Origin of the sequence: Paraburkholderia sp. RL18-101-BIB-B (assembly GCF_046026985.1) — a bacterium.
Lineage (GTDB): Bacteria > Pseudomonadota > Gammaproteobacteria > Burkholderiales > Burkholderiaceae > Paraburkholderia.
Genome location: NZ_JARESV010000004.1, coordinates 222865 through 235678, shown reverse-complemented (window position 1 = coordinate 235678; position 12814 = coordinate 222865). Strand labels below are relative to the sequence as shown.

At 62.8% G+C, this 12814-nt stretch carries 12 protein-coding genes; all 12 read right to left on the bottom strand.

Going from position 1 to position 12814, the window contains the following annotated elements; all coding sequences use genetic code 11:
* Positions 1-19 precede the first annotated feature (19 nt).
* Positions 20-697 carry a glutathione S-transferase gene (locus P0D73_RS09425; RefSeq protein WP_408431062.1) on the bottom strand — a complete coding sequence of 226 codons (678 nt, stop codon included), beginning with the start codon at positions 695-697 and terminating at the stop codon, positions 20-22.
* 73 nt (positions 698-770) lie between these two features.
* Positions 771-1994 (bottom strand): dienelactone hydrolase family protein, encoded by a 1224-nt coding sequence (locus P0D73_RS09420; protein WP_408286260.1) that lies wholly within the window; start codon positions 1992-1994, stop codon positions 771-773.
* 42 nt (positions 1995-2036) lie between these two features.
* Positions 2037-3677 carry an AMP-binding protein gene (locus tag P0D73_RS09415; protein WP_408286262.1) on the bottom strand — a complete coding sequence of 547 codons (1641 nt, stop codon included), beginning with the start codon at positions 3675-3677 and terminating at the stop codon, positions 2037-2039.
* Positions 3678-3754: 77 nt separating this feature from the next.
* On the bottom strand, positions 3755-4150 hold the full coding sequence (locus tag P0D73_RS09410) for a RidA family protein (RefSeq protein ID WP_408177397.1): 396 nt from the start codon (positions 4148-4150) through the stop codon (positions 3755-3757).
* A complete protein-coding gene (locus P0D73_RS09405; RefSeq protein ID WP_408177396.1) occupies positions 4147-4590 on the bottom strand; it encodes an acyl-CoA thioesterase in 444 nt (147 codons plus the stop codon). The genes P0D73_RS09410 and P0D73_RS09405 overlap by 4 nt, the downstream gene beginning before the upstream one ends.
* Positions 4587-5795 (bottom strand): acyl-CoA dehydrogenase family protein, encoded by a 1209-nt coding sequence (locus P0D73_RS09400; protein WP_408431059.1) that lies wholly within the window; start codon positions 5793-5795, stop codon positions 4587-4589. The genes P0D73_RS09405 and P0D73_RS09400 overlap by 4 nt, the downstream gene beginning before the upstream one ends.
* A gap of 1 nt (position 5796) precedes the next feature.
* Complete coding sequence (locus tag P0D73_RS09395) at positions 5797-6648, bottom strand: enoyl-CoA hydratase family protein (protein ID WP_310817080.1); 852 nt, start codon at positions 6646-6648, stop codon at positions 5797-5799.
* Positions 6649-6682: 34 nt separating this feature from the next.
* Complete coding sequence (locus P0D73_RS09390) at positions 6683-7243, bottom strand: MarR family winged helix-turn-helix transcriptional regulator (RefSeq protein ID WP_408177394.1); 561 nt, start codon at positions 7241-7243, stop codon at positions 6683-6685.
* Complete coding sequence (locus P0D73_RS09385) at positions 7240-8013, bottom strand: SDR family NAD(P)-dependent oxidoreductase (RefSeq protein WP_408431055.1); 774 nt, start codon at positions 8011-8013, stop codon at positions 7240-7242. Before P0D73_RS09385 ends, P0D73_RS09390 begins: the two co-directional genes overlap by 4 nt.
* A complete protein-coding gene (locus P0D73_RS09380; protein ID WP_408431053.1) occupies positions 8010-10382 on the bottom strand; it encodes a bifunctional salicylyl-CoA 5-hydroxylase/oxidoreductase in 2373 nt (790 codons plus the stop codon). Before P0D73_RS09380 ends, P0D73_RS09385 begins: the two co-directional genes overlap by 4 nt.
* 287 nt (positions 10383-10669) lie before the next feature.
* A complete protein-coding gene (locus tag P0D73_RS09375) occupies positions 10670-11497 on the bottom strand; it encodes an ABC transporter permease (protein WP_132379104.1) in 828 nt (275 codons plus the stop codon).
* 38 nt (positions 11498-11535) lie between these two features.
* Positions 11536-12789: an ABC transporter permease gene (locus tag P0D73_RS09370; protein WP_408431306.1), complete on the bottom strand. Its 1254-nt coding sequence runs from the start codon at positions 12787-12789 to the stop codon at positions 11536-11538.
* Between the last annotated feature and the right edge of the window lie 25 nt (positions 12790-12814).

The following is a 12814-nucleotide window of genomic DNA, read 5'->3' as shown; positions in this document are numbered from 1 at the left end:
TTCCAGGGCCGCGCAAACCTCAATCGCCGCCGAGCAATTCGTACTTGCCGCCGCGCTCCAGCGCTCGCTGATAAGCCGGCCTCGCGTGAATACGCTTGAGGAAATCGACCACCGCCGGAATCTGGCCTTCCATGCCGCCGCGCGCCGTGGCGGCTTCGAGCGGGAAGCTCATCTGCACGTCAGCCGCCGTGAAATCGTCACCGACGAACCAGCCGGTCGCGCTCAGTTCCTTGTTGATGTAGCCGAGGTGCAGCTTCAACTGCGGATCGATGAAGCTCGACTGCAACGTGCCGGCAATCTTGCGCGCGATCGGCTTGGCGAAGAACGGCATCGGCGCGCTGGCAATGCGCAGCGCCACGAGCTTGAGCAGCAGCGGCGGCATCGCGGAACCTTCCGCGTAATGCAGCCAGTACGTGTAACGCAGCCGCTCCGGCGTGCCCGACGCCGGTGCAAACCGTCCCTGCCCGTATTTGCCGATCAGATACTCAATGATCGCGCCCGACTCCGCGACAGTCTGGCCGTCATCGGTAATCACGGGCGACTTGCCGAGCGGATGCACCGCGCGCAACTCGGGCGGCGCGAGCATCGTGTTCGGATCGCGCTGGTAACGCTTGATCTCGTAAGGAACGCCGAGTTCTTCGAGGAGCCACAGCACACGTTGCGAGCGCGAGTTGTTCAGATGATGGACGGTCAGCATGGGTCGAGGGACGGTGGCCAATGGAGTGTCACATCATAAGGTTGTTGTGCAGAGGCGGGCCTCTAGTCGCACCTCACACGCGTGATTTGCCGCCCATCAATTGATTCGACGGCAGCGTTTCGTCGAGCAGCTTGCGCGCGCTTTCGATACCGGCCACAGGCAGCCCCTCTGGGTTCAGCAAGCCCACCTGCACCAGCACGGATGCCTGATCCCAATAGATGTGCTCGTTATAAAGCTTGTCGCCGCGGAAACACACGACCGCGAGCATCGGCACCTCGAAATACTTACCGGTCGGCGCGACGCCGGGCAGCAACCAGTCGATCTCGCAGCTATGCGTGCAGCTGAAAATGAATTCGTCGACGATGCGATCCGCGCCGATGGTGCGCGAAATCGGAATCAGCTTCGTATCGACAGGATTCGAGTTGACGAAGTGATGCGTATAGAAACGCTTGAGGTTGTCATGACCGACTCCGCCGGTCATGGTCGGAACGTGATTGACGTAGGGTTGCGCGACCATGGTCGGCATGACCGCATCCACGTCACGCGTGGCGAACTCGTGGTAGCAATGCGCTTCCCACAGCGCGTTGAGATCGTAGACCGGACCCAGCACCTTGCGCAGCAGCGCGAGCGTGCGCGAATACGCCATCATCGCGGCGGGTTTGTCGTATTGCGGACGCGACGGCGCGGCAAACGCATGATCGCAACCGGGGTACACGTGTTGCTCGATCTGCGGCCGCGTGCGCAACGCTGCGCTGATCCGTTCGCGGGTTTCCGGCGGACAATGCGAGTCGTTTTCGGGGAAGTGGAACACCATCGGGCAGCGAATCGCGGGCACTTCGTCCAGATACGCTTCGAGGCCCACGCCGTAGTAGCTGACTGCGCAATCGACATCGGTTCGCGCGCCGCTCAGGAATGCGAGCTTGCCGCCGAGGCAGTAACCCACTGTGCCCACCTTGCCGGCCTGTTCGGGCATGGCGCGCAATGCGGCGACGGTGGCCGCGATATCGTCGATCGCGAGGTCCGTGTCGAACTGGCCGAGATAGGCGAGCGCCTGTTTCATGTCGGCTTCGCCATATCCGAGCACGATGCCCGGTTTGATCCGCCAGAACAGATCCGGCACCAGCACCACATAACCTTCCTCAGCGAAGCGGTCCGCCGTCGCCTTCATGGTGTCGTTGATGCCGAAAATTTCCTGCAGGAGCACGAGTCCCGGCCCCGACCCTTGCGCGGGGCGCGCGACGTACGCATTGAAACGGCCGCCATCCTGGGCGACGACTTCGATGAAAGAGGCGGCCATGCGGTGTGTCTCCTGTGTCGATCGTTGATCGACAAATGTGGGCTAGGCCATCGTACGCAACTCGAAGCGTTTGAGCTTGCCGGTTTCGGTGCGCGGCAGTGAATCGACGAAAACGATGACGCGTGGATATTTGTACGGCGCCACGCTATTTTTCACGAAATCCTGCAGTTGCGCGACCAATTTGTCGTCGCGCTCGTGACCGGGATTGACCACGACGAACGCTTTGACGATCTGTCCGCGGGTTTCGTCCGGCACACCTATCACGCCGCATTCGGACACCGCGTCGTGTTGCAGCAGGACGCTCTCCACTTCGGGGCCGGAGATGTTGTAGCCGGCGGAGACGATCATGTCGTCGGCGCGTGCCTGGTAGAACACGTAGCCGTCTTCGTCGAGATAGACGGAATCCCCGGGCAGGTTCCAGCCGTCGCGCACGAACTTCTTCTGCCGCTCGTCGGCGAGATAGCGGCAGCCGGTCGGGCCGCGCACCGCGAGTTTGCCGATCGTGCCGGGCGCGACCGGTCGCATGTCGTCATCCACGGCCTGCACGACGTAACCCGGCACCGCGCGGCCGATGGCGTTCGGGCGAATCTCGTCGCCTTGCGCCGAAATGAAGATGTGGATCAACTCGGTGCCGCCGATGCCGTCGATCATGTCGATGCCGGTCGCGTCGCGCCACAGACGCCGCGTCGAATCCGGCAATGCTTCACCCGCCGACACGGTTTTCTTCAGCGAAGAGACGTCGTGGTGCGCAACCAGCGGCGCCATTTGCCGATAGAAAGTCGGCGCGGTGAACATGACAGTCGCGTGAAAACGCTCGACGGTCTGCAGCAACGTCTCGGGCGTGAGCTTCTCGATCAACACCGTGGAGGCGCCAAATCGCAACGGAAAACACAGCAGGCCGCCGAGCCCGAACGTGAACGCGAGCGGCGGCGTGCCGCAAAAAATATCGCTCGATGTGGGCTTGAGCACGTGGCGCGGGAACAGATCGCACATGGCCACGACATCGCGATGAAAGTGCATGCAGCCTTTCGGCGCGCCGGTCGTGCCGCTGGTGAAGGCGATCAGGCAAACGTCGTCGGCGGCGGTGTCGCACGCGGTGAAGTGGTCGGGCTTGTTGATCGCGAGCGTATCGAGCGAATCGGCGGCGTCGTCGTGGAAGAGTCGCGTTTGCTTCAGACCCGCGCAATAGAACTCGTCTTCTGGATCGGTGCAGCGTGCCAGTTCGGCGGTCAGGCGAGCGTCGCACAACGCCGCGCCGACCTGCGCTTTTTCGATGATCTGCTTCAGTTCCTTGGCTCGCAGTAGCGGCATGGTCGGCACCACGACGAGTCCGACTTTCAGCGCCGCGAGCGCGGTCACGGCCATGTGCAGCGTGTTCGGACCGCGTAGTAAAACGCGGTTGCCGGGCTGCAGTCCCATTTCGTCGACCAGCACGTGCGCGCTGCGATTCACGAGCGCCAGCAGTTCACCGTAAGTGGTGGCGCGTGGTGTGCCGTCGACATCGGACCAGATCGCGGGATGATCGCGGTGGCCTGCATCGATGGTTCTATCGAGCAATTCCGTCGCGCAGTTCAAGCGCGCCGGGTACGCGACGTCGGGGTTGTCGAGCAGAAAGACGGGCCATTGATCCTGCGGCGGAAGATTGTCGCGCGCGAAGGTATCGACGTGTGCTGACGGTTCCATCATGGTCTCCCGGGCGTTGAGCCGGCTAAATGCGCTTCGGTTGGCTTGGTGGTTTCGTGGACTTTTTCGCGTGTGCGTTACTGCGGGACCACAGCGGTTCCTTCGATTTCGACTTTCGCTTCGTCTTCAATCAGCGCGACGACCTGCACCGCGCTCATCGCGATGTCGTAGTCGCCGATCAGCTCGCGAAACGCGCGGCCGATGTCTTTCAACGAAGCGAGGTACTCGCGTTTGTCGGTGACGTACCACGTCAATCGCACCAGGTGCTCGGGCTTGCCGCCCGCTTCGTGCAATACGGCGAGCACATTCTTGAGCGCCTGGATGGCTTGCGCGGCGAAGTCGGTCGTCTGGAAACGCGCCTGTTCGTCCCAGCCGATCTGGCCGGCAATGAACACTTGCGTACCGTTTGCCGCGACGCCGTTCGCGTAGCCACGCGGCTTGACCCAGCCGGCGGGAAGAAGAGCTTTTTTCATGAGCGATGCGCCTCAATGGAGTCGGGCTTTGGAGCGAACGCCGCGAGCGCGCTCGCGATGTCGGCGGGAATGTCGATGGATGTGCCGCGTTCGAGCGACGTCGTGACGAGCACCTGTTTCGCGCGGAAACGGGTTTCGCCGTTGCAATGGCCGACGATCTCGATGCTGATCGAGCGCCGCCCGATCGCCGCAACATTAAGTGTCAGCGTGATCGTTTCGCCCATCTGGCTCGGCCGCGAAAACTCGCAGTCGAGTTTGACGATCGGCAAGCCGAGGCGGCGTTGCGAGATCATGTGCGCGTAATCGATATGCAGGCCTTCGTTGAACCAGTCTTCGACCAGCGCGTTGGTCATCACCAGATATTGCGGAAAGAACACGATGCCCGCCGGATCGCAGTGCGAGAAGCGGATGCGTACGGGCCGTTCGAAAGACGCGCTCATTTGAGGTTCGCTCCGGCAGTCGCGGCAGCATGCGCTTTCAACAGATCGCGTCCAACAATCAATTGCTGCACTTCGGTCGCGCCTTCGTAAATGCGCAGCGCGCGAATCTCGCGATACAACATCTCGACGGCCGTACCGCTTTGCACGCCCATGCCGCCGTAGAGTTGCACCGCGGCGTCGATCACCTGTTGTGCGCCTTCGCTTGCGTGCCACTTCGCCATTGCGGCTTCACGCGTGACGTTTTCGCCTTGATCGCGCAACCACGCGGCGCGATAAACCAGCAACGCGCTGCTATCGATGGTCAAGGCCATCTGCGCGAGTTTGGCCTGCGTCAGTTGAAAATCGCCGAGCGTCTGCCCGAACATCTTGCGCGACGCGGCACGCGCGAGACCTTCTGCCATTGCATGACGCGCGAACCCGAGCGACGCGGCCGCCACGGAAGTGCGGAAAATATCCAGCGTCCGCATGGCGAGCTTGAACCCTTCACCGGGCGCGCCGAGCATCTGGCTGCGCGGCACGCGAGCGCCGGCAAAGTGCAGGCGCGCGAGCGGATGCGGCGCGATCACGTCGATGCGTTCGGCGATCTCCAGGCCCGGCGTTTCCGCATCGACAATAAATGCGCTAATGCCGCGCGCACCCGGCGCTTCGCCGGTTCTCGCGAACACCACGTAGAAATCGGCGATGCCGCCATTGGAGATCCACGTCTTGTCGCCGTCGAGCACGTAGGCGTCGCCGTCTTCGCGGGCGGAAAGCGCCATGGCGGCAACGTCTGAGCCCGCCTCAGGCTCGGACAGCGCGAACGCTGCGATGACCGTGCCGTTGGCGACGCGCGGCAGGTAACGTGTCTTCTGTTCGTGCGTGCCGCCGAGCGAGATGGCGCCCGAACCAAGCCCCTGCATCGCCAAAGCGAAGTCCGCGAGTCCCGAGTGTTTGGCCAGCGTTTCGCGCAGCAGGCAAACGGCGCGCGTATCGATCGTATCGCCGTGGCCGCCGTACGCAACGCCGCCCACGCCGTACTTCAGCCAGCCCGCGGCGCCGAGTTCACGCACCAGATGACGGCAGGTCGCATCCACGTCCTTGTGGTCTTCGTGCGAGAGGTTCTCGCGGCACCATGCTTCGATGCCCGCGGCCAGTTCGCGATGACGCGGCTCGAAGAACGGCCACGCCAGCGCGCTATGCAGATCCAGTTCGGTGTTGGCGCTCAACTCAGTCTCCTTCGAACACCGGACGCGACTTCGCGGCAAACGCACTGTAGGCGCGCTCGAAATCGCGTGTGCTCATGCAGATCGCTTGGGCTTGCGCCTCGGACTCGATCGCTTCGTCGATGCTCATGCTCCATTCCTGATGCAGCATCTTCTTCGTGATGCCGTGCGCGAAAGTCGGACCGGCGACGAGGTCGGCGGCGAGCTTGTGCGCTTCTTCAAGGAGCGCTGCGGGTTCGCACAGCCGGTTGTAGAAGCCCCATGCGTGGCCTTCGTCGCCGCTTGCCGAGCGTCCGGTGAAGAGCAATTCGGCGGCGCGCCCCTGGCCGATGATGCGCGGCAGAATCGCGCAAGCGCCCATATCGCAGCCCGCGAGACCGACGCGTGAGAACAGGAAAGCGAGCTTGCTGCGCGCGGTGCCGAGCCGCATGTCGGACGACATCGCGAGAATCGCACCGGCGCCGGCGCAGACGCCGTCGACGGCCGCAATCACCGGTTGTGGGCAATGGCGCATGGCTTTGACCAGATCGCCGGTCATGCGCGTGAAGAGCAGCAGTTCCGGCATCGGCAGATCAATCAGCGGCGCTATGATGTCGTGCACGTCGCCGCCGGAACAGAAGTTGTCGCCGGCGCCGTGAATCACCACTGCCTTGACGTCGGTCGCATAGGTCAATTGCCGGAACAGATCGCGCAACTCGGCATACGACTCGAAAGTCAGCGGATTCTTGCGCTCCGGGCGGTTCAGCGTGATCGTCGCGACCTTGTCGGCGACCGACCAGCCGAAGTGCCGCGCTTCGTAGCCGGCTAGCGTGAGGCGATTGCCGGCCAGCAGGGCATCGGCGTTGGATCGTGTCATGAATGTCTCCTATGTCCGCTCGTTTCGATGCCGATCAGTCTTTCAGACTGTCGAGCAGATGTTGCTTGAGTTTGCCGAGGCGTTGATGGGTGCGCGATTTTTCATCGAGGCTCAAACCGCCGAACAGTTCGACTACCCATTGCTCGTGCGCGACCGCCATCTTGTCGAACGCCTTGCGACCCGCCGGTGTCAGACACACGCTGATCGAGCGGCGGTCGTTCGGATCGTTGTCGCGCAAGACCAGTCCTTCTTTTTCAAGCTGATCCGTAATGCCGGTGATGTTGCCGCCCGTCACCATCAAACGGCGCGACAGTTCGGTCATTTTCAGGCCTTCAGGATGTCGCTCTAATTGGGCCATCAGATCGAAACGCGGCAACGTGGTATCGAATTCGTTGCGCAGACGCTTGCGCAATTCGGCTTGCACGAGGTTGGTCGTGGTCAGCATGCGCAGCCATAGCCGCAAGCCCATGTGACTATCCGCGCCGGTGCTCATTTCGAGGTCCACGACGTTCTCCGCGGGTTTGGGGACGCCTTTGCGCTGCGGTTTCGTTTCAGCCGCCGCCGCGGGCTTCTTGATGTTCAATGACTTGGTCACATCACTTCTCCACCAGAGATGGAAATGGATTGCCCCGTGATGGCGTCCGAGCCGGGTTGGCAGAGCCAGAGCACCGCATTGGCGACCTGTGCTGGACTCACGAAGCGATGTTGCGGATTCGAGCGAAGCAGGGTCTCGCGCGCTTGTTGTTCGGTGCGCGAGGTCTTGCTGGTGATCTGTTCAAGCGATGCGTGCAGCAGTTCCGTTTCCGTATAGCCTGGACACACGGCGTTCACGGTGATGCCTTTCGTCGCGACTTCCAACGCGAGCGAACGCGTGAGACCGATCACGCCATGTTTCGCGGCGCAATAGGCAGCGACGTACGCGTAGCCGATCTGTCCCGCCGTGCTGGCCACGTTGATGATGCGTCCATGGCCGCGCTCGAGCATGCCGGGCAATACCGCGCGCGTGCCGAGAAAGACGCCGGTGAGGTTCACGTCCAGCATGCGCTGCCAGAGCGCCGTGTCGGTGTGTGTGAACGGCGCGGCTTGCGCCTGACCCGCGTTGTTGACGAGGATGTCGACTGCGCCAGCCTCATGAAACGCGTTCGCGACGGAGTCTTCCTGCGTGACGTCGACGCTGATGCACGCCACGTCGCCCAGCGCGCGGCACTTTTCGCGCTGCATGTCGAGACGTTCCGCATTGCGGCCCATCAAGGTCACGCGCGCGCCGGCGCGCAGCAAGCTTTCCGCGACTGCCGCGCCGATGCCGCTGCCGCCACCGGTGACGACCGCGTGCTGTCCCGCGAGGGTGGAATTGAGCGTGTTCACACGGTTCCTTCAGCGCGTTGCGCGCGTTCTTGCGGCGACAGACCGGCGTTCGCGGCGGCTTGAGCACGCTCGCGTTCGAGGTTGCGTTCCAGTTGGGACTTCGCCGCCGTGTAGGGCTTCGGCCACATCACATCGAAATAGCCGATCTTGGCCGCTTCGTTCAACGTCCACGAAGGATTCGCCAGATGCGGGCGAGCAATCGCGCACAGATCCGCACGGCCTGCCGCGATGATGCTGTTCACGTGATCCGCTTCGGAGATCGCGCCGACCGCGATGGTCGCAATGCCGGCTTCGTTGCGCACCCGGTCGGCGAACGGCGTCTGGAACATGCGGCCGAATACCGGTTTTTCTTCTTTGCTGACCTGGCCCGACGATACATCGATCATGTCGGCGCCGGCGGCCTTGAAGGCTTGAGCGATCTTGACTGCGTCGTCGGGCGTTGTGCCGCCTTCGACCCAATCGTTCGCGGAAATGCGCACGGAAATTGGCTTGCCTTGCGGCCAGACCGCGCGGATCGCCTCGAAAACCTGCAACGGGTAGCGCAGACGATTTTCCAGCGAGCCGCCGTATTCGTCGGTGCGATGATTGGTCAGTGGCGACAGAAAGCTCGACAGGAAATAGCCGTGCGCGCAATGCAATTCGAGCCAGTCGAAACCCGCTTCCACCGACATTTGCGTGGCGCGGACGAACTGCGCTTCGATTTCACGCAACTCGTCTTGCGTGGCTTCGCGCGAATGCTGGCTGACGCCACGCAGATATTGCTGCGGCGATGCCGAGATGAGCGGCCAGTTGCCTTCCGTGAGTGGCTGATCGATGCCTTCCCACGAGACACGTGTCGAGCCTTTCGCGCCGGAATGGCCGAGCTGAATGCCGATCTTCGCATCCGACTGACGATGCACGAGATCGACGATGCGCTTCCACGCGGTGAGATGCTCGGGCGCGTACATGCCCGGACACGCGGGCGTAATGCGCGCTTCGGGCGAGACGCAGGTCATTTCCGTCATGACGAGCCCTGCGCCGCCCATCGCGCGGGCGCCGAGATGCATCAGGTGATAGTCGCCCGCAATGCCGTCGACGGCCGAGTATTGCGCCATGGGCGACACCACCACGCGGTTTTTCAGCGTGACGCCGCGCAGCGTGAAGGGCGTGAACATGGGCGGGACGGAGTGCTTCTCCGGCGCGCGATTCACGCCGGAGCGCTGGGCGAGCCAGTCTTCGAAGACGGACAGGTACTGCGCATCACGTTCACGCAAATTTTCGTGAGAAATACGCTGCGAGCGCGTGAGCAGCGAATAAGCGAACTGTTCCGGCTCGAACGACGTGTAGCGGTCGACATGCTCGAACCATTCCGTCGAATTGCGCGCCGCGTTTTGAATGCGCAATACGTCGATGCTGCGCACGTCGGTGTAATGCTTCAGCGCGGCGGCGAGGTCACCCGGATGCGCGCCCATGCTGTTGGCGAGTTCGATCGAATCTTCGAGCGCGAGCTTGGTGCCCGAGCCGATCGAGAAGTGAGCGGTATGCGCGGCGTCGCCCATGAGGACGACCGGCGTTTGCGTGCCGTCCGCGTTGCTGCGCCAATGCACCCATTCCTCGTTGACGACGCGCGGGAAGCGAATCCATTGCGACGAGCCACGCAAATGCGCCGCGTTCGACAACAAGGGGTTGCCGTCCAGATACTTCGCGAACAGCTTTTCGCAGAAGGCAATGCTGTCTTCCTTGCTCATTTCGTCGAGGCCGGCGGCGCGCCACACGCGCTCCGGCGTTTCGACAATGAACGTGGAGGTCTGATCGTCGAAACGATAGGCGTGCGCCTGGAACCAGCCGAACTCGGTTTCTTCGAAAGCGAAGGTGAAGGCGTCGAAGAGTTTTTTGGTGCCGAGCCAGACGAAGCGGCAATCGCGCATGTCGACGGAGGGGCGATAGGTGGCCGCGTACTTTTGACGGACCGCGCTGTTGGCGCCGTCGCAAGCGATGATCAGGTCGGCCTCGTAGACGCTGTCGTCCGTGACCTGGGTTTCGAAAACCAGCTTGACGCCGAGTTCCTCGCAGCGCGCTTGCAGGATATTCAGCAGACGCTTACGGCCGATGCCGCAGAAGCCGTGACCCGATGAACGGATTTGCCGGCCGCGGAAATTGATCTCGATGTCGTCCCAGTGATTGAAGGCGTCGAGGATCGCGTCGGCGCTGGGGGCGTCGGCGGCGCGCAGATTGCCGAGTGTCTGGTCGGAGAAGACGACGCCCCAGCCGAAGGTGTCGTACGGGCGGTTGCGCTCGACCACCGTGACATCGTAGGCCGGGTTCCGGCTCTTCATCAAGAGGCCGAAGTACAGACCGGCCGGGCCGCCACCAATGCAAACGATGCGCATGCTTGTTCCCCATATGTGAACGCTGCTGATGGAGATAATTTAGGCGTAGATAGTTTAGATGTCAAGTAAATGTGCGGGCGAAAACACCGAGCCACAAAGCGGCGCGGCGCTGGCCTGACGGCCAGCCGGACTAGACGGTCGGGTGGATTACAGCAGCTGTGAAAATAAAGTATGTGGCGAACCTGCATTTTCGACACTGAGGCGGGGGTACACAAACCCTGCCCGAGAACGTGGCCCGCTCGCGAATTGAAGCTTGCATCAGCTTGGCCCCAGGCGGCCTCGATGCATCAGACGAGCGCTTTGCTGGCAGCGGCCGTGCGGCCGCGCAGCCAGTTAATGCTCGCGAAGAGCAGCACGGCGAACACGATCAGCATCGTCGCCACGGCGAGGATCGACGGGTCGATCGAGTCGCGAATACCGCTCCACATCTGCCGCGGCACGGTGGTTTGATCCGGGCCGCCGATAAACAGAATGACGATGACCTCGTCGAACGAGGTCGCGAAAGCGAAGACGCTGCCGGTCGCGACCGCCGGCGTGATGAGCGGCAAGGTCACGCGCCTGAATGTGACCCACGGCGTCGCGCCGAGCCCCGAAGCGGCGCGCAACAGACTCTGATCGAACGAAAGCAGTGACGCGGTCACGGTGATCACGACGAATGGCGTGCCGAGCGCCGCATGCGCCAGGACCACGCCGGGATACGAGTTCACCAGGCCGAGCGGTGCGAAGATCAGATAGAAGCCTGCGGCGACGACGACGATCGGTACGATCATCGGCGAGATGATGATCGGCATGATCAGCGAGCGCAGCGGAAACTGCGTGCGCGAAATGCCCAGCGCGGCGAGCGTGCCGAGACATGTGGCGATCAGCGTCGATGCCGCGCCGATGCCGATGCTGTTCAGGAGCGATCGTTGCCAGCCCGCGCTCGTGAGCGCCTGCTCATACCAGCGCAGCGAAAAGCCCTGCAACGGGTAGGAGAAATACGAGCCCGAATTGAACGAGAGCGGGATGATCGCGAGAATCGGCGCAATCAGGAAAAACAGCACAAGCGCTGTATGCAGCCGCACCCAGCGCGCGGCGATGCGTTCCGTCAGCACCTTGTTGCGTTGATCTTGCATGTCGTTCCCTCGTCGTGTCCGCATGTTTCAACCGAGTTTCAACCGAAGCGCAAGCGGTCGATACCGACGATGCGGTTGAACAGGAAATAGAAGATCGCCGTGAAGATCACGAGATAGGCCGAGAGCGCACCGGCAAGGCCCCAGTTGAGTTGCGTGTTGGTCTGTATCGCGATGAGCTGGCTGATCATCTCGTCGCCTGCGCCGCCTAGCAGCGCGGGCGTGATGTAGTAGCCGAGCGCGAGCACGAACACGAGGAAGCAGCCTGCTCCCACGCCCGGCAGCGTCTGCGGCATGTAGATCCGCACGAACGCGGTGAACGGGTGCGCACCAAGCGATTGCGCGGCCCGCACATACACGGGCGATACGCTCTTCATCACCGAATAGATCGCGAGAATCATGTAGGGCAAGAGCACATGCGTCATGCCGATGAGCACGCCCGCGCGGTTGAAGATGAGCGGCAGCGGATGCGTGGTGAGCCCGAGCCCCATCAGCAGGCTGTTGATGACGCCGCCCGGTTGCAGCAAAACATACCAAGCGGTCGTGCGCACGAGCACCGAGGTCCAGAACGGTACGATCACAAAGAGCATCAGGCGGTTGCTGCTTTTCGCGGGCAGGTTCGCGAGCAGCCATGCGACCGGATAGCCGAACACAAGGCACAGCAGCGTGACCGTGGCGCTAATCGAGATCGTGCGCACGAACGCCTGCCGATAGACGGAAGCGTTGTCCGGCACGAACGCCACTGAGCCTTGCGGTGTCACTTGCGCATCGACGGCCGCGAGCAGATAGTCCGGCGTCGGCGACGTGGCGGCGCGCTTCAGCAAGCGCCAGATCTCCGGCGAATTCCAGCGTGCGTCAAGTTCAATGAGCGCCGGTTTCCACACGGGCGGCGCATCGGCGGGCAACTGGCGCGCGGTGCGCATCAACAGGCTACGGAACTCGGCCTGATCGAAGTTCAGCCGCCGCGCGACCGTGCCGAGCTGCCCGTTTTGCTGCGCCTCCTTGAGCCCCGCAGCGAGCAGGGCGAACATGCGCTCGTCGGGCACGCCGCGCCCGTCCCATGCAACGAGCGCGCGCGTGAGCGCGGGCATGCTGTCGGGCACTTCGTGATTCTGCACGCTGCGCGCGAGCAGGAGCGCGATCGGCGCGATGAACGTCGAAAGCAGAAACACGATCAGCGGCAGCGCGAGCAAAAGCGCCTGCACCGATACACGGCGGCGCGCCTTTTGAAACGACGCGCGGCCGTCGGCTCTCGTCGGAGAGCCCGGGGCCGTGGCTCGGGCCGAAGCGGGCATGTGGGTAGTCAAGTTGGGCTCTCGT

Bases quoted from the DNA above. Each gene is read 5' to 3' on its own strand.
- P0D73_RS09425 (WP_408431062.1), bottom strand. From the start codon at position 697: ATGCTGACCGTCCATCATCTGAACAACTCGCGCTCGCAACGTGTGCTG.
- P0D73_RS09420 (WP_408286260.1), bottom strand. From the start codon at position 1,994: ATGGCCGCCTCTTTCATCGAAGTCGTCGCCCAGGATGGCGGCCGTTTC.
- P0D73_RS09415 (WP_408286262.1), bottom strand. From the start codon at position 3,677: ATGGAACCGTCAGCACACGTCGATACCTTCGCGCGCGACAATCTTCCG.
- P0D73_RS09410 (WP_408177397.1), bottom strand. From the start codon at position 4,150: ATGAAAAAAGCTCTTCTTCCCGCCGGCTGGGTCAAGCCGCGTGGCTAC.
- P0D73_RS09405 (WP_408177396.1), bottom strand. From the start codon at position 4,590: ATGAGCGCGTCTTTCGAACGGCCCGTACGCATCCGCTTCTCGCACTGC.
- P0D73_RS09395 (WP_310817080.1), bottom strand. From the start codon at position 6,648: ATGACACGATCCAACGCCGATGCCCTGCTGGCCGGCAATCGCCTCACG.
- P0D73_RS09380 (WP_408431053.1), bottom strand. From the start codon at position 10,382: ATGCGCATCGTTTGCATTGGTGGCGGCCCGGCCGGTCTGTACTTCGGC.
- P0D73_RS09375 (WP_132379104.1), bottom strand. From the start codon at position 11,497: ATGCAAGATCAACGCAACAAGGTGCTGACGGAACGCATCGCCGCGCGC.
- P0D73_RS09370 (WP_408431306.1), bottom strand. From the start codon at position 12,789: ATGCCCGCTTCGGCCCGAGCCACGGCCCCGGGCTCTCCGACGAGAGCC.